General features: G+C 43.3%; 14 protein-coding genes and 1 pseudogene. 11 read left to right on the top strand and 4 right to left on the bottom strand.

Annotated features, from left to right (window positions below; translation table 11 throughout):
• Positions 1 to 420: 420 nt before the first annotated feature.
• From pfkA to ACK5MF_RS02770, 3 genes are all read right to left on the bottom strand, one after another.
• Positions 421 to 1,383: a 6-phosphofructokinase gene (gene pfkA / locus ACK5MF_RS02760; RefSeq protein ID WP_416919152.1), complete on the bottom strand. Its 963-nt coding sequence runs from the start codon at positions 1,381 to 1,383 to the stop codon at positions 421 to 423.
• 247 nt (positions 1,384 to 1,630) lie between these two features.
• On the bottom strand, positions 1,631 to 2,539 hold the full coding sequence (gene fieF, locus ACK5MF_RS02765; protein ID WP_416919154.1) for a CDF family cation-efflux transporter FieF: 909 nt from the start codon (positions 2,537 to 2,539) through the stop codon (positions 1,631 to 1,633).
• A gap of 340 nt (positions 2,540 to 2,879) precedes the next feature.
• Entirely contained in the window at positions 2,880 to 3,464 is a 585-nt protein-coding gene (locus ACK5MF_RS02770) for a CpxP family protein (protein WP_416919156.1), read from the bottom strand.
• A gap of 247 nt (positions 3,465 to 3,711) precedes the next feature.
• Between ACK5MF_RS02770 and ACK5MF_RS02775 the strand changes: the two genes are divergently transcribed.
• From ACK5MF_RS02775 to ACK5MF_RS02785, 3 genes are all read left to right on the top strand, one after another.
• Positions 3,712 to 4,395 (top strand): response regulator, encoded by a 684-nt coding sequence (locus ACK5MF_RS02775; protein WP_416919158.1) that lies wholly within the window; start codon positions 3,712 to 3,714, stop codon positions 4,393 to 4,395.
• Positions 4,395 to 5,801, top strand: a complete 1,407-nt coding sequence (cpxA, locus tag ACK5MF_RS02780; protein ID WP_416919159.1) for an envelope stress sensor histidine kinase CpxA — start codon at positions 4,395 to 4,397, stop codon at positions 5,799 to 5,801. Before ACK5MF_RS02775 ends, cpxA begins: the two co-directional genes overlap by 1 nt.
• An 80-nt stretch (positions 5,802 to 5,881) precedes the next feature.
• A complete protein-coding gene (locus tag ACK5MF_RS02785) occupies positions 5,882 to 6,355 on the top strand; it encodes a tRNA (cytidine(34)-2'-O)-methyltransferase (protein WP_416919161.1) in 474 nt (157 codons plus the stop codon).
• A 155-nt stretch (positions 6,356 to 6,510) separates the two neighbouring features.
• On the opposite strand, the gene ACK5MF_RS02790 is transcribed toward ACK5MF_RS02785, so the two are convergent.
• Entirely contained in the window at positions 6,511 to 7,008 is a 498-nt protein-coding gene (locus ACK5MF_RS02790) for an FxsA family protein (protein WP_416919163.1), read from the bottom strand.
• Between the two features lie 109 nt (positions 7,009 to 7,117).
• Here ACK5MF_RS02790 and ACK5MF_RS02795 point away from each other — a divergent pair, with 109 nt between their 5' ends.
• The 8 genes and pseudogenes from ACK5MF_RS02795 to aspA (ACK5MF_RS02830) all read left to right on the top strand — a co-directional run.
• Positions 7,118 to 9,028, top strand: coding sequence for a diguanylate cyclase (locus ACK5MF_RS02795; RefSeq protein WP_416919165.1), 1,911 nt, complete (start codon positions 7,118 to 7,120; stop codon positions 9,026 to 9,028).
• 179 nt (positions 9,029 to 9,207) lie between these two features.
• Positions 9,208 to 10,653, top strand: coding sequence for an aspartate ammonia-lyase (gene aspA, locus ACK5MF_RS02800; protein WP_416919167.1), 1,446 nt, complete (start codon positions 9,208 to 9,210; stop codon positions 10,651 to 10,653).
• 503 nt (positions 10,654 to 11,156) lie between these two features.
• The gene (locus ACK5MF_RS02805) at positions 11,157 to 12,602 is read left to right on the top strand and encodes a YfcC family protein (protein ID WP_416919169.1); all 1,446 of its coding nucleotides are present in this window, start codon (positions 11,157 to 11,159) and stop codon (positions 12,600 to 12,602) included.
• A gap of 732 nt (positions 12,603 to 13,334) precedes the next feature.
• Positions 13,335 to 14,555: an arginine deiminase gene (arcA, locus tag ACK5MF_RS02810; RefSeq protein WP_416919171.1), complete on the top strand. Its 1,221-nt coding sequence runs from the start codon at positions 13,335 to 13,337 to the stop codon at positions 14,553 to 14,555.
• 63 nt (positions 14,556 to 14,618) lie between these two features.
• Positions 14,619 to 15,530, top strand: a complete 912-nt coding sequence (gene arcC, locus ACK5MF_RS02815) for a carbamate kinase (RefSeq protein ID WP_416919173.1) — start codon at positions 14,619 to 14,621, stop codon at positions 15,528 to 15,530.
• A 79-nt stretch (positions 15,531 to 15,609) separates the two neighbouring features.
• On the top strand, positions 15,610 to 16,620 hold the full coding sequence (locus ACK5MF_RS02820; RefSeq protein ID WP_416919174.1) for an ornithine carbamoyltransferase: 1,011 nt from the start codon (positions 15,610 to 15,612) through the stop codon (positions 16,618 to 16,620).
• Positions 16,621 to 16,969: 349 nt separating this feature from the next.
• Positions 16,970 to 17,464, top strand: coding sequence for an arginine repressor (locus tag ACK5MF_RS02825; protein ID WP_416919176.1), 495 nt, complete (start codon positions 16,970 to 16,972; stop codon positions 17,462 to 17,464).
• Position 17,465: 1 nt separating this feature from the next.
• Positions 17,466 to 17,615, top strand: a pseudogene (gene aspA, locus ACK5MF_RS02830) (aspartate ammonia-lyase); the annotation flags it as partial.
• Positions 17,616 to 17,813 lie beyond the last annotated feature (198 nt).

Raw genomic sequence — 17,813 nt, forward strand, 5'->3', positions numbered from 1 at the left:
ACTACTACGGATTCATCTGCCACCTCGCACCAACATTCACCTTGAGTCACCTCTTGATGGATGCTTCCGGCATTTGCCCGGATGTGGTGTCAGGCTTCGCCAGTTATTGCACTGACTCCCTGTTAGATATCCCACCCTCAATCACAGTATTGGTCTGACTAAGTATTGGGCTTTGCGCTATTTTGGACGCTTACCCACCAGTACCGCCGAAACAGATTACGGTTAGTTGTGTACATCTAACTTCCTATGGCTTTCTTCAGACCCCACCGTTAGCCCGTGACGCCCTTGCCATTCGGATTGTCTTCCCCTTAGTCAGGGTGACTCCACTTTCTTTCAAGTGGACGGGTTTGCCAGCTTTGCTGGGCAAACAAAAAAGACCGCATCTTGCGGTCTTTTTTGTTTATTTAAGCAGTAACGGTATTAGAACAACTCTTCCGCCACTTTGTATAAGTCTTCACGAACTGGACGACGCATATTCTCAATCGCATCGATGATATCGTGATGAACAAGCTGCTCTTTTTGGATACCAACACAGCGACCACCTTGCCCTTCCATTAATAGGTGAACAGCGTAGTTCCCCATACGTGAAGCGAGTACACGGTCAAATGCGGTTGGTTTACCACCACGTTGGATATGACCAAGAATCGTTGCGCGAGTTTCACGCTTGGTGGCTTTTTCAATTTCTTTTGCCAATACATTTGCATCCATCATTAGCTCAGTCAGAGCAATGATAGCGTGCTTCTTACCTTTCTTAATACCGTCTTGGATGTTGGAAATCAGACTATCCATATCCAGACCAGTTTCAGGTGTAATGATGTACTCACAGCCACCCGCTAGCGCAGACATCAGGGTTAAGTCACCACAATGGCGACCCATGATTTCTACGATAGAAATACGTTGGTGCGATGAAGAAGTATCACGTAGGCGATCAATTGACTCGATAACTGTGTTTAGTGCAGTTAAGTAACCGATAGTGTAATCGGTGCCCGCGATATCGTTATCAATAGTGCCCGGAAGACCGATACATGGGTAACCCATTTCAGTCAGTTTCTTCGCACCCATGTATGAACCGTCACCACCGATAACAACCAGCGCTTCGATGCCGTGTTTTTTCAGGTTCTCGATCGCTTTTAAGCGTACAGATTCTTCTCTAAACTCAGGGAAACGAGCTGAACCTAAGAAAGTTCCACCACGGTTGATAACATCAGACACACTTGAACGATCAAGCTGTTTGATACGACCTTCGTAAAGACCTTGATACCCATCATAGATACCGAAAACTTCAATATCATGGCTCAAGGCTGTACGAACGACACCACGAATTGCCGCGTTCATACCCGGAGCATCACCACCACTAGTCAAAATACCGATCTTTTTAATCATGATCACCCTCAATTTTTTTGGAATTTGTATAGCTATTTTTGGCGCTGCCCGAAATCACATTCGAACAGCAGAATCTTGTAATTATGTTTGCATGTTAGAAAAACTAACTTGCTTAGCATGCGCTGCGATAAAGCTTTTTACCCACAAGCAGTATTGCAGTTTTGCACATTCACATCGTTGATTCACATCAGATTCGTGCATTTTATTCATGCCGCAAAAAATATAGTCTATCTGACAGGCTTTGTCGCTACCATGGCTGAAGTTTTTGTTTCCTTTCAGGACCAAACATCAATGAATATGGATCCTGATGGATTAAGACATCCGCCCCTGGGAACGCTTTACATAATTTGGCATCCACAATATCTGCGATTCGATGCGCTTCAATCAAAGGCATCTTGTCATCCAGTTCTAAGTGTAGCTGAATAAATCTTACCGGCCCTGACATTCGAGTCCTGAGGTCATGTACCCCCAAAACACCGCCGACAGATAGCGAAATATGACGAATTTGCTCGATCTCATGTTCCGGAAGTTGCCTATCCAACAATGTTTGAATCGCTTCTTGTACCATCCTAAACGCACTAAATAAGATGAAACAGCCAATGCCGATAGCAAAAGCGGCATCCGCTTGTTTTACGCCAAACCAGCTTAACCCTAATGCCACCATAATAGCGCCATTCATATATAAGTCGGATTGGTAGTGTAAAGAATCTGCCGCAATCGCTTGACTGCCAGTTTTCTTCACGACATGACGCTGAAACATCACCAGAGCAAAAGTCACCACAATAGCCAATAAGCTAACATAAATACCATATTCCGGTGTTTGAAGATCGTGAGGGCGGAAGAAACGGTCAACGCCGTTGAGAATTAGGAAACAAGCCGAGCCGGAGATAAACATTGCTTGTGCAAGCGCAGCTAAAGATTCTGCCTTACCGTGCCCAAATGCGTGTTCTCTGTCTGCTGGCTGAAGCGAATAACGCAACACCACGAGGTTGACGACTGAAGCGGCAATATCAAGCATTGAATCAATCAGTGATGCCAGTAAGCTTACCGAACCGGTGACCCACCAGGCTGCCACTTTAACCACCATAAGTAAGGTCGCAACACAAGTTGCCGTCCACGCAGCAATCGTAACTAAACGTGCGTATTCCTTTTTCATAACGTCTTACCATAACAAACAATGTGTTGATTATACCTAAAAGCGCTCAGGATGCTTGTTTGTTATACTATTCTGGAAAACTTTTTGATCAGTGAATGGGTGTCGATAAGCAAACCCTCCGAGCCATGGATGGCTCGGCGGAGCCCCATGGAAGGGTCTATGCGTGTTTGTGTTCGACACCCATTCGCTGTTCCACCGATGTTCAATCTGATCATATTTTTACCTGGAATAGTATTACTTACTTTGGTCACAATAAGAAAAGGCAGCCGAAGCTGCCTTTATTCACTCACCATATAATTATTAACCACAATAACAAACGGTGTGAGATTTATCGTGCCATTTATTGAGCCATCAGTGGAAACATTTGACCTTGAGGACCGCCGCGCATCATGCCTTGACCACGAGGACCCTGACCGCCTTTACCGCCTTGTCCATTCGCACCACCTTGTCCAAATAGCACACATTCATTCATACGATCTTGCTGAATAGCTGCAAGTTTGGTTTTTTGATCCGCAGTCAATACGTTCATCATTTCGTTGCGTTGTTTCATCATCGCAACACGTTGCTCAGATCGGCGTTGAACCATTTGTTCTGCCAGTTTTTTTGCGGCGGCTTCGTCAAAGTTCGCTGACATCACCAAATCGCGCTCTTGCAGTCTAAAAGCGCGCATCTCCGCTTGTTTACCAGAACGTTGTGCCTGCATCGCATCACGTTGTTTTAAGCGTAGTTCAACCATTTTGGCTTTTTGCTCTGGTGTCACATTAAGCTGGGCAAACACTGCAGGGTTCATCATGCCGCCACGACCACAGTCAGCGCCGAAATCTCGACCCGGACCTTTACCGCCACCAGCCGCAAACACAGCTGCTGAGCCTAGAGTAATAGGTAGAACAACGGCTGCAAGGATCATTTTTTTTGCCAGTTTCATAATCTTTTCCTTCTGGTATTTGTTGAATCAAGGGGACTTGAATCGGCTGCCTGTGCAGCGCTTGAATTTATAATACGACTTGCTACGTAAAGCAGTGTTTGCGAAGCGTAAATAATCGTAAAGGGTGACTTTACCTATGATGCTAAAGGTCAATTCACAGTACACTGTATTCAGCATCCAACGTTTATTGTGAGCTTCTGTTTGTCACAAGCGCTGGATTGGCAGTTCGTATACTTTTGAGGTAACCATGGCACACATCCTATTAATTGATGACGACACAGAACTAACCAACTTGCTAAAAGAAGTTTTAAGCTATGAAGGGTTTGACGTATCCGAAGCCAATGATGGAGAAGCAGGGCTGCACGCCATCAACGACAGCGTCGATTTAATTCTGTTAGATGTCATGATGCCCAAGCTCAACGGCATGGAAACGCTGAAAAAATTGCGCGAAAAGTGGCAGACCCCTGTTCTTATGCTAACCGCCAAAGGCGAAGAGATTGACCGCGTGATCGGCCTAGAACTCGGCGCAGACGATTATCTGCCAAAGCCATTCAGTGACAGAGAGCTGCTGGCAAGAATTCGCGCCGTGTTGCGCCGAACCCAACAACATTCAAACAAACATTCCGATGTTATCGAATGCCAAGATATTCAGGTATTTCCCGGTAAACAAGAAGCTTACTGTCAGGGTGAACTGCTCGATCTCACCACCACCGAATTTGCGCTATTAGCACACTTTGTACAAAACCCGGGCAACACCATTACCAAAGAAGATCTTAGCCTGGATGTATTAGGTAAAAGATTGGCGGCGTTTGACCGAGCGATTGATATGCATGTTTCCAATCTACGTAAAAAACTCCCTGAACGCGCCGATGGCAAATTAAGAATTAAAACCCTTCGAGGGCGAGGCTACCTAATGGTGTTGGAGGATTAATGCGTTTACCTACATTCAATAACCTTTATGGTCGTATTTTTGCCATCTTCTGGCTCACCATGTTTTTGGTGTTGCTCGCGGTACTGGCACTTCCTCATTTAGACCCGCGAAAATCCCGCGACTTACCAGCGGAAATGTATCAGCGCATTGTAGTGCAAAAAGAGATGCTTGAAGAACATTTCAAAGGTGAAAACAATCTAAGCCGAATACTAATGTTCCTTGAAAGCAATGGAAACGGCAATCATGGGCAAGGTCAAATGATGCGCAATGAAGACAAGGACAGCCGTCCACGCTTTTTCGTGACTGACCTGGACGGCAACGTACTTACCGCCCGCGAACGTCCTGATTTCAAATACAAAGCATTGCAGAATTTTGCTACGAGCATTGAGTCGATAGACAAACCACAACAGCGTCTTTACGGGCGTTATATGATAGCAGGCCCGGTTCCCGTGACTTTCGCTCAGCAGGAACTGTTGCTGTATGTCGGCTTCCGTTGGGATGAACCGCCACCGTTCCTACTGCAATTATTCGATAAACCCGTTCAGTTGCTGTTGGCGATTATGTTGGTCAGCACTCCACTATTGCTCTGGCTTGCCTGGGCGCTGAGTAAGCCTGCACAGCGTCTGGCTCTGGCTGCTCAACGCGTGGCACGCGGACAGTTTGAAGCTGACCCCGAACTTGAAAAAGGCACCATGGAGTTTCGTCAGGCCGGGCGCAGCTTTAATCAGATGGTGGAAGCGGTGAATCAGATGATTTCCGGTCAGCAACGTTTGTTGTCGGATATCTCCCATGAACTGCGTTCACCCCTGACTCGGCTGCGTATGGCTAATGCATTAGCAACACGTAAACAGGGCACCAGTACCGAGCTAGAGCGGATTGATACCGAAGCCCAACGTTTAGAGCAGATGATTGGTGAACTACTCGAATTGTCGAGAATGCAGACCAACAGTCATCTGAGCCGAGAAGAACAACCACTACGTAGTCTATGGGAAGAACTGCTCAGCGATGCTCAGTTTGAAGCCGAACAAATGAATAAAACGCTGCAATACGACGAGATACCGAATGTCAGCATTGCTGGTAATCCAAAATTATTGATGAGTGCTTTGGAAAATATCGTTCGTAATGCGATTTGTTATGGCAAAGACACCATTGTAGTACGCTTTTCGACTACCGAGCACCAGATCACTGTGTCGGTAGAGGACAACGGTGAAGGCGTACCTGATGATGAACTGACACAAATCTTCCGGCCATTTTATCGAGTCTCGACCGCTCGGGACCGGCACAGCGGAGGGACGGGGTTAGGTCTGGCTATCACTGAAAGCGCCATCCGTCAGCATAGCGGAGTCATTGAAGCAAGCCGTAGCCCGTTAAATGGCTTAAAAGTTCAGTTCACACTACCCATTTAATCCGCGGTGGCTATCACTTGTGAATTCAGGGGTGAGAGCTTTATACTCGCTCCTTAAATTGAGTAAGGAAGTGAACTGTCATGTTTGATATTGCCCTGTATGAGCCCGAGATCGCCCCAAACACAGGAAACATTATTCGTTTATCCGCAAACTGTGGTGCCAATCTTCATTTAATCGAACCGCTGGGCTTCGATTTGCAAGAGAAGAAAGTGCGTCGAGCAGGTCTGGATTATCATGACTTAGCTCGTGTCACTCGCCATAAAGACTATCAAGCATTTCAAAATTACCTTGCTGAAAAAGGTGAGCACCGCATTTTTGCCTGTACCACCAAAACCACGGGTCATCACGTCGATGCCAAGTTCCAAAAGGGAGATGTGCTACTGTTCGGTCCAGAAACTCGCGGGCTTCCAGGCGAAATCATTGAAAGCTTGCCGATGGAACAACGTATCCGTATTCCAATGATGCCCGATGCTCGCAGCCTAAACCTATCAAACGCCGTAGCTATTATTGCTTATGAAGCATGGCGACAAATGGGATTTGACGGTGCGCGGTAATTCGCTGCATAGATCGGCAATAGAGAAAAACTCTGATCAGTGAATGGGTGTCGATAAGCCATGGATGGCTCGGCGGAGCTTCAGGGATGAATTAATGCGCGTTTGCGTTCGATGCCCGTTCACTACTCCACCGATTCTCAGCCTGATAAATGCGATTAATGAAGGCGATGGTTCGAGTTCTGATCGTCATCGTCTTTGCTTTCAAATTCGCCATCAAAGGTATTTCCCTGATGAGAATCGCGAGAGCGAAATGGATCATGCTCAAAATGACTGGAATGGAAACCACCAGACATATTCGATACCACCACTTTGCTCATCAAATACTGAGCAATCAGTGCTCGTGGCGCTGGCAGTAATACCATCATGCCCATCGCATCCGTCATAAAACCAGGTGTTAACAGCAGAACACCCGCTACCGCTAGCATCACACCTTCAACAATCTGCTGCGCAGGCATTTCGCCACGTTGCATGCGTTGCTGAACCGTAAGTAAAGTTTGTAAACCTTGGCTTCTAACCAAAGAAGCGCCGACAAATGCGGTGATTAACACCAAAGCAATCGTTGGCCACAAGCCCAGCATGCCGCCAACTTGAATAAACAAACCAATCTCGATGATAGGCACAGCAATAAATAGAATGAGTAAAATCGGAAACACGGCTCCTCCTTATTTTGCTACACCTTAGCGCCAACATTTCATCAGCGCAATGGAAAAGCAGCATAGACTCAACTACCTTTTAACTAGAGTTTGAGCCTGAACATAAATAATGAAGCGAATTGCCAACACTATCAAAACCGGTACTGTGTTGTGGCTAATGTTGTCACTGATTCCGTTTGCCTATTATTTTCACTTAACTGATAAAGCTCATCAGCTTTATATCTCTCGTCTGGAAGCTCAGGGGCTACAATTTCTCTCTTACGTCGACTCAAAAGCTCGCCGAACAGACTCACAGATCCAACAAACTTTTTATGAGCTGAGCCATTCAACTTTACTCAATGATTTTGCTATCAATCGCGATCCACAGTTCAGACACTACCTTGAAAGCCAGTGGTCTATAACCGCATTTAACTCCACCTTGTTTTATCAGTTGCGTTTTATTGATAACCGAGGATACGAAGTCATTCGGGTCGATTACATGCCAAACATGGCGCGACCTTATATCGTGCCCAATGATCGACTGCAAAACAAAAGCAACCGCGACTATTTCCTTTATGCCCAACAGTTGGTCAATGGTGAGCAAGGACACTACGGTATTGATCTGGAGTTTGAAAATGGTAAACCCGTCACCCCTTATAAACCTGGATACAGAATCATCTACCCTATCATTGCGAACAATGTCCGACAGGGCTATTTCATTGCCAATCTTGATGTGCTGACCATTATCGAGCAAATCACCTCCAATACGCAAAATCTTAATGTCGATTTTATCGATAAAAATGGCTACTACGTAATTAGCAGTGATAAAAGCAAACTCTTTGGCGACTTGATACAAACACGCTCCACTAACAACTTAGCTAATGAGAACAATGAAATATGGAACGCAATCAATCAAAGCCAGAGCGCAGGACATAGTTTATTAACCGATAAAGGTCTGTTTATTTTTCAACGTTTTAGCAGCCAGCTTTTTGCTTCTAAGAACTCATTAACCATGCTGACGATGTACCCTAACTCAGTAATTATTGCACTGCTTGCAGACAGGAAAAAACAGTTAAAAATTGAAGCCGCGATCATTTGGTTAGGCTTAGGGATCTTATCCATAATTGCATCAATGTTTCTCGACGCTTATCGACGCATCAAGGCGGACCAAACTTATGCGGAGTATGCGATAGAAAACAGTATGGCGGTGGTTGTCACTGATAAAAATATGAAAATCCTGAGAGTGAATACAGGGTTTTGCAATTTAGTCAACAGTGACTTAAGCTTATTGCTCGGTAGCCATATTGTTGATTTCTTCCCTTCTAAAGCAAAACAGAACCTGATCCAAAGACAACTCTCTATCCGTGGCCTTTGGCAAGGACACTTCTCGTTGCATACCACGGATAACAAAAACGTTATTTGCCAAACCGAAATACACGCAATTACAGGCAAGCTCAAAAACATTCAATATTACGTTTATTCTTTTACCGATATTTCCGAGCACCACAACACCATCATTACCCTCAAAGAGCGTACAGAGCGAGACCCTGCGACCTCTTTGTGGAACAAGAAAAAATTTGACCAGAACCTCCAATACCAATGTCGGTTAAAACAGCGCTACACCAATCACCCTTCTTGCTGTCTTGCGGTCATAGATATTGATTGCTTCAAGAAAATTAACGATAACTTTGGTCATACGGCTGGTGATGAGGTCATCTTATATATTGCCAATCAACTGCGCAGCGTATTGCGTGATACCGACTTTATCGCCCGCATTGGCGGAGACGAATTTGCAGCACTGATTCAGCACACTGACATTGAACAAGCTCAAGCTCTCATGCTGCGAGTCTCAGCAGATATCGAAAGCTGGACACTGTACGATGTCACGATCAGTGTCGGTTTGGCTGAAGTCCTAGACGATGCAAACCAAACATTTACCAACGCTGATCACGCAATGTACCGCTCGAAACGCAAAGGGCGAAATTGCATTTCCATCCACGGCAAAGAGACTTTGAGCGCTTTAGAATCGAACTCACCATAAACTTGATTTTTGCTGACATAAAAGGTGACACAGATCCTATTTTAAAATTGCAACTCAAGTATTATACATCGCTATATCAGGACGGTTTTTCAGCCAATTATTCTGATGAATGGATTCTTAATACAGATACGGCTTACCTATAAGCATCATCAATAGAATTATTATCTAAGGATTCAGTCATGACTACATTCACAGAAGTCAAAGCTAACCAAAATTACCGCATTGAAGAAGATTTACTTGGCGAACGTCAGGTTCCTGCCGACGCTTATTATGGCGTTCATACTCTCCGTGCAATTGAAAACTTCAACATTTCTACTGCAACAATTTCAGATGTTCCTGAATTTGTTCGTGGTATGGTGATGACCAAAAAAGCCGCCGCTCTTGCCAACAAAGAATTAGCGGTTATTCCTAAAGATGTCGCGAACTACATCATTCAAGCGTGTGATTTGATCCTTGAAACAGGGAAGTGCATGGATCAATTCCCAACTGATGTATACCAAGGCGGCGCAGGTACTTCAGTTAACATGAATACTAACGAAGTTATCGCCAACGTTGCTCTTGAGCTGATGGGCAAGGAAAAAGGTCAATATGAATTCATTAATCCGAACGATCATGTTAACCGCAGCCAATCAACCAACTGTGCCTACCCAACCGGTTTCCGCATCTCCGTTTACAACAGCGTGCTCAAACTGATTAGAGCAATTGAGTACGTGAAAGAAGCATTTGAACTTAAAAGCCAAGAGTACAGTACTATTATCAAAATGGGTCGAACCCAGCTACAAGACGCAGTGCCAATGACCGTTGGTCAAGAATTCCATGCTTGGGCGGTGACACTGAACGAAGAGATTCGTGCTCTTGAATACACCTCTAAGCTACTGCTTGAAATCAACCTTGGCGCAACCGCAATCGGTACTGGCTTAAACGCAGCTCCAGGTTACCAAGCGTTAGCAGTAAAACACTTAGCAGAAGTAACAGGTTTAGCAGTTGTACCTGCTGAAGATCTTATCGAAGCAACGTCAGACTGTGGCGCATACGTAATGACTCACGGCGCATTAAAACGCTTGGCAGTGAAACTGTCTAAGATCTGTAACGACTTACGTTTGCTTTCTTCGGGTCCTCGTGCAGGTTTAAATGAATTAAACCTACCTGAACTTCAGGCAGGTTCTTCTATCATGCCGGCGAAAGTAAACCCTGTAGTGCCAGAAGTGGTAAACCAAGTGTGCTTTAAAGTACTTGGCAACGACAACACTGTCTCTTTTGCCGCTGAAGGTGGTCAATTACAACTCAACGTCATGGAACCCGTCATCGCACAAGCCATGTTTGAGTCTATCTCGCTGCTTTCAAATGCATGTGTCAACCTTCGCGACAAATGTATTGATGGCATTACGGTCAACAAAGAAATTTGCGAAAACTACGTATTTAACTCTATCGGTATTGTGACGTATCTGAACCCATACATCGGTCACCACGAGGGCGATATTGTCGGAAAAATCTGCGCCGAAACCGGTAAGAGCGTACGAGAAGTGGTTTTAGAACGCGGATTACTAACAGAAGAAGAGCTTGATGACATCTTCTCTGTTGAAAACCTCATGCGCCCACAATATAAAGCTAAACGCTACGAGTAGTTCTCTGTTCACTGTTAGTATAAAAAGGGGCTTAGGCTCCTTTTTTATTTGGTATAACAATTAAATTGATGCATATCAAAAAAATCACTAATAACCTAAATTTGTTATCATTGAATAAAATTCCATAAATGGATTAAAAGAAAACAATAACAGCCAAAAGAAAAAGAGATAAAACAAAATTCAAGAATAGAATTTCATTAAATATAACAAAATACCCCGGAATTATTTTTCAATTATTCTCTGCAAAATCCTTCCTCTATTATTTTGTGAGGAAATGCAAAGTTAGTTATATCTAGCCAAATTAAAATCCCAACGAAATTAAATCAAAAACCTTAAAAAACAAACAAGCTTATTATTTTCATAATGAAAATAATACGTTTCTAATGCGTAGTCATTAATTCACTACTTCATGATTTTTTAATATTCAATTTATTGAATTAGGGAATAATAATTTTAGCCACTGAAAACATTGGGATTATAGGTTCTAATGTAAGGAGATAGCTATGACAACCCAAACAGTATCTACGGAACCTAAAGGTGGGTTCTTTTCTAACTTTAAATTTCCTTCTGCTTATACCATCTTGTTTTTATTAATTGCTCTCGTCGCGGCTCTTACTTGGATTATTCCCGCGGGGCAATACGAGCGCACAATGAACGAAGATTTAGGTCGAGAAGTGCCTATTGCTGGTACATATCAATCAACCGAAGGAAACCCCCAAGGAATCATTGATATTTTAATGGCACCGATTGATGGCTTCTACAATCATAACAGCTATGAAGCGTCTGCCATTGATGTATCACTGTTCATTTTGGTTATTGGCGGCTTTCTAGGCCTTGTGACAAAGACAGGGGCTATCGATGCAGGTATTGCACGAGTAACAAAGCGCCTTGAAGGAAGAGAAGAGCTGATGATTCCAATCCTAATGGCGCTATTTGCCACAGGCGGAACCGTCTATGGCATGGCAGAAGAGTCACTACCGTTTTATACCCTGTTAGTGCCTGTCATGATGGCTGCAAGATTTGACCCCGTTGTCGCTGCAGCAACAGTGCTCCTTGGCGCGGGCATTGGCACTCTCGGTTCAACCATTAATCCATTTGCAACGGTTATTGCCGCCAATGCGGCAGGAATCCCGTTTACTGATGGCATTTTGTTAAGAGCCGCCATGCTTATCATTGACTGGGTTGTTTGCGTGCTCTACGTTATGCGTTACGCAAAAATGGTTCGAGCTGACCAAACAAAATCCATTGTATTTGACAAATTTGAGGAAAACAAAGCGCACTTCCTCGGGAGCCAAAGCGATGAGTCTATCGAATTCACTGGCACACGAAAGCTTATCCTAACGATATTTGCCGCTGCATTCGGTGTGATGATTTATGGTGTTTCCGTTGCAGGTTGGTGGATGGCAGAAATATCAGCCATGTTCTTAGGTGCAACTATCATCATTGGTTTGGTAGCACGCATGAGTGAAGAAGAGTTCACTAGTAGCTTTATAGACGGAGCTCGAGATTTACTAGGCGTGGCATTAATTATTGGGATAGCTCGAGGGATAGTCGTCGTAATGGATCAGGGAATGATTACCGATACTATCCTAAACTCTGCTGAACAAGCAGTGACTGGGCTTTCTTCAGTAATTTTCATCAACGTGATGTATTGGTTAGAAATTTTACTCTCTTTCCTCGTCCCGTCATCATCAGGCTTAGCGGTGCTAACCATGCCTATCATGGCACCACTAGCCGATTTTGCTGGAGTAGGAAGAGAGCTGGTCGTCACCGCTTACCAATCAGCATCGGGTATTGTCAACCTCATAACACCAACCTCAGCGGTTGTTATGGGTGGTTTAGCCATCGCGCGGATCCCTTATGTTCGTTGGATTAAATGGATAGCACCTTTATTGGGTATTCTGTGTATTTTAATTATGGCAACACTCAGTATTGGTGTTTTCCTGTAGAACTTTCCTGCCCAATCAGCCGCGCTAAGCGCGGCTTTTTTATTGTTTAAACAAGACAACTCAAATAAATACGCCTCATGTCGTTCAGATATAAAGCATGCGATAGGCACTTTGCTGTGCGGGATAATTAACACACATATCAGAAATATTATTCTAAATGGTTTTATTATAATAATTGAGAGATTACTTTTTTATAATTAATAGAATACAAAAAGTAATCTGAAGATAGAAACCATGCTAAAAAACAGCTAAGAAACAACTTGCTTTAGATCAAGTTTAATCAATTTATTTTGTTAAAGAACAACAAATAAAGATTAAAAAAGTAACTAGCTACTCTAGTTTTATGCATATAAAAGTGTAAAAAACATGCAAAAAACAACTAAGACAGTGAATAAAATTCCCATTAATTTACAACACATATATACACACTGGATAAAAACATGTTTTCCTCTATGATTAAATCGAATTATTTTTCATTAAACCTCTTCATTTACCCACACAAAAAATAGAAAAACAAAATGAATAATTTTTGTTAAAAACACATTCCAATCACAATAAATCGATAAATAACAATTTGTGATTAATATCCAAGAAAGGTGGAACCCCCTCCGTAATATAAATATCAAGACAAAGAAAAAACCAATTATAAAACACCCAATAAACGCGATTAAATAATTATGTATTTAATCGCGCATTGGAAACAAAGAATAAAGAATATAGAGAGATACGATTATGAGTAAGTTATATGTAGGTTCAGAAATCGGTCAGCTACGTCGTGTGTTAATTCATCGCCCAAGACGCGCGCTCTGTCATTTAACGCCATCAAACTGCCATGATTTATTGTTTGATGATGTATTGGACATCGAACGTGCAGGTAAAGAACACGATATCTTTGCCAATACTCTACGTAACGAAGGTGTTGAAGTACTACTACTGACAAATTTGCTCGCTGAAACATTGGATGTTCCTGAAGCCAAAGAATGGCTACTCAACACGCAAATTTCTGACTATCGCTTTGGTCCAACGTTTGCCAACGATCTTCGCTGCTATCTAAATGATCTTCCAACTATCGAATTAGCCAAAATTCTCACTGGTGGGCTTTCATTCGGTGAAATGCCTATGCAGTCATCTTCCTTTATTCAACAAATGAACAAAACCAATGACTTCATTATTAAGCCATTGCCAAATCACTTGTTTACCCGTGATACCTCTTGCTGGGTTTATGGCGGTGTTTCAATCAACCCGATGGCTAAAGTTGCTCGTCAAAGAGAGACCAATCACTTACGGGCAATTTATCGCTGGCATCCAACTTTTGCCGCGCAAGACTTTGTTAAGTACTTCGGTGATGAAGAACATGGCTACGACAAATCGACCATTGAAGGTGGTGATGTTCTGGTTATTGGTCGTGGCGCTGTTTTGATTGGAATGTCAGAACGCACAACACCACAAGGGGTTGAGCAACTAGCATCATCGCTATTTAAACATGGACAAGCAAAAGAAGTGATTGCTCTAGAACTGCCAAAAGATCGCTCATGCATGCACTTGGATACGGTAATGACACACATGCGTGAAGATACATTCTCTGTCTATCCCAATGTGATTCCTGATGATGTGAATTGCTGGAGCTTAACAGGTGATGGATCAGGAAGAGTAAAAGCCACTCAGAAAGACTCCTACATTCACACCATTGAAATGGCGTTAGGCATCGACAAGCTAAACATGATCACAACAGGTGGCGACAGTTTTGAAGCAGAACGCGAACAGTGGAACGATGCAAACAATGTTCTAACCGTGCGTCCTGGTGTGGTGATCGGTTACGAACGAAATACCTATACCAATGAGAAGTACGATAAAGCAGGTATCACAGTGTTGCCTATTCCTGGCGATGAGTTAGGCCGTGGTCGTGGCGGTGCTCGCTGTATGAGCTGCCCAATTGAACGTGACGATCTCTAATCATTAAATTCAGGGTGTGGCGCGTTTATCCCTACCACAACCTAAGCACAAGGATAATAACTCATGGCTAAACAAACCGTCGTCGTCGCTTTAGGCGGCAATGCCTTACTCCGTCGGGGTGAGCCTTTAGAAGCCAACGTTCAACGGCACAATATTGAAATCGCCGTCAAAACGATTTCTGCAATAGCTCAGGAATATAACGTGGTATTGGTGCATGGCAATGGCCCTCAGGTTGGCTTGCTAGCGCTACAGGGGTTGGAATACAAGAAAGTAAACCCTTATCCACTTGATGTTTTAGGGAGTGAAACACAAGGCATGATTGGCTACATGCTAATGCAAGAGTTCAAAAATCGCTTACCAGAGAGAAATGTCACTTGCATGCTTACTCAGATGACCGTTGATGCTAAAGATCCTGCATTTATTAACCCCACAAAGCCTATTGGCCCGATTTACCAAGAAGCGGAAGCTCGTGAATTAGCAGAAAAATACTGTTGGACAGTGAAACCTGATGGTAGCCACTTTCGCAGAGTGGTTCCAAGTCCAAAACCCACTGGAATCATTGAACATGAAGCCATCACTCAATTAATTAACCAAGGTCACTTAGTCATCTGCACTGGCGGCGGCGGTATTCCGGTCAAACGAGAGAACGGAAAGCTGATAGGAGTCGAGGCGGTCATAGATAAAGATATGTCTGCTGCATTCCTTGCGAAACAGATTGGCGCTGATGCGCTGTTAATTCTGACCGACGCAGATGCTGTCTATTTGAATTGGGGGACGCCCACTCAAACAGCCTTACGCAACACAACACCAAGTGAGCTATCTCATTATCAATTTGATGAAGGTTCAATGGGGCCCAAAATTGAAGCCTCTTGTGAATTCATCAAACAAGGCGGCACCGTAGTAGGTATTGGCGCTTTAGAAGATGGTCTGCGAATTTTACAAGGTGAAGCGGGAACCAATATTACTCGCGACTAAAAACAAATTAACGAGATAACTTAATGATTATTCGCGCTGTTACTTCAATCAAGTAACCGCCGAACAAGAGGACAACATCATGGCTTTTAACCTACGCAATCGTAACTTCCTAAAATTACTCGATTTCACTCCACGCGAAATTCAACACATGTTGGATTTAGCTGTGGAACTCAAAAAAGCCAAATATAACGGCTATGAACAACCGCGTTTAAAAGGAAAAAATATCGCTCTGATCTTTGAAAAGACCTCAACCAGAACACGATGTGCATTCGAAGTCGCGGCTTTCGATCAAGGCGCGCAAGTCTCTTATCTTGGTCCTTCAGGTTCACAAATTGGTCACAAAGAGTCGATGAAAGACACCGCTCGTGTATTGGGTCGTATGTACGACGGTATTGAATACCGTGGCTTTGGTCAAAGTATTGTCGAAGAACTTGGCAAATATGCCGGTGTTCCAGTGTGGAACGGGCTAACGGATGAATTCCATCCAACCCAAATTCTTGCTGATTTTATGACCATGCTAGAACATGGACGCGGTAAACAACTGCATGAAATTAAGTTCGCTTATCTTGGTGATGCTAGAAACAATATGGGTAACTCTCTCATGGTTGGTGCGGCCAAAATGGGTATGGATATTCGCCTTGTCGCACCAAAACAGTTCTGGCCAACGGAAGAACTTGTTGAAACCTGCCGTTCTATTGCTAAAGACACCGGTGCAAAAATTACATTAACAGACGATGTTAATGAAGGCGTTATGGGATGTGATTTCCTTTACACAGATGTTTGGGTCTCTATGGGTGAAGCCAAAGAAGCATGGGCTGAACGTATTGACCTGATGCTGCCTTACCAGGTCAACATGGCAATGCTTAAAGCAACGGGTAACCCACATGTGAAATTTATGCATTGTTTACCAGCATTTCACGGTGAAGACACCACGGTCGGCAAAGAGCTAGCGCGTGAATACCCGGTTTTAAAAGAGGGTGTTGAAGTGACCAACGAGGTCATTGAATCTGATCATTCTATTGTGTTTGACGAAGCGGAAAACCGCATGCACACCATAAAGGCTGTTATGGTTTCAACTTTGGGTGATTAATGTGAATCCCCATGACCACAAATGACCATGTGCGATTGGGGTGAACGAACACATTTTTTCCTAATGTGCATAATTTTCCAAAAACGGCATAATTATACAGGATATCATTCAATTAATAGTTTTTTATTTGGTGATCTTATTCAAAAACCCAATTATTTGTCGATGCTATTCTGCTCATCAATAAGTTTGCAAAATAATATGCGAAAGTAATTATCTTTGAAGAAGTATACATCTGGAGCTAATGATTCGTTCATTAGCTACCATCGTCACTCTAAGGATCTGAGTGTATAACAGCACAGGGATGACCACTATTTTTCACGCGAGAGCGTAGTTAGATGAGGAGTTGCCCGTGAATAGACACATTCCACTCGTTACATTTGAATCCGCAGATGACTCATTAGCTAATGCTTGTAAGCGTTTATTACATCAACAAAGCTTCACCAACCAGAATGAGTTACGTGAGAAACTGGTTGAAATAGGTTACACCGGTATCAGCCAATCTACGGTATCCCGTTTGCTATCACAATTAGGTGTTGTCAAGGTACAAAACGCCTGCGGTAAAAAAGTCTACTGTATTACCGTTGAAAGCGCTCCTGTTCGCATCGAATCTTCTATCTCCTCGCAAATCGAGTTAATTACCCATAATCAATCGAATGTCATTGTCAAAACACACCCAGGCAGTGCTCAGTTGGTCGCTCGTCTCGTTGATATAGACCCTCATCACGACATACTGGGCACAATAGGTGGAAACGATACAGTACTGATTATTCCCAGAGACGTAACACAAATAGAGAAATGCGAAACGGTTGTTAGAGAACGTTTGGGGTTACTTCCCACTTCTTAGTAATGGAATTTTTGTAGGAAAAGTCTGCGCCTAAACGAGGAAAAATACCCCAAAAGTTGTACTCGTTCGCGGATAACTAATAGAAGGAGATCTTGATGACATCTTCTCTGTTGAAAACCTAATGCGCCCACAGTATAAAGCAAAGCATTAACAATATACTCAAACTACTTGGAGTTGCAGGTAGGCGACAAGTGAGTGAATCCCCATGAACATAGATAAACTATGTGATTGGGGTGAACGAACGTAGTCCCCATGCCAAAAATAAAGCGCTGCAGCTTCAAGTAGGAAGAGTATAAGTGATTTAATGAAAAGGCTCTCTAAGGAGTCTTTTTGTTTAAAAAAGCTGCAA

The sequence above is a fragment of the Vibrio sp. genome (genome assembly GCF_047973365.1).
GTDB lineage: Bacteria > Pseudomonadota > Gammaproteobacteria > Enterobacterales > Vibrionaceae > Vibrio.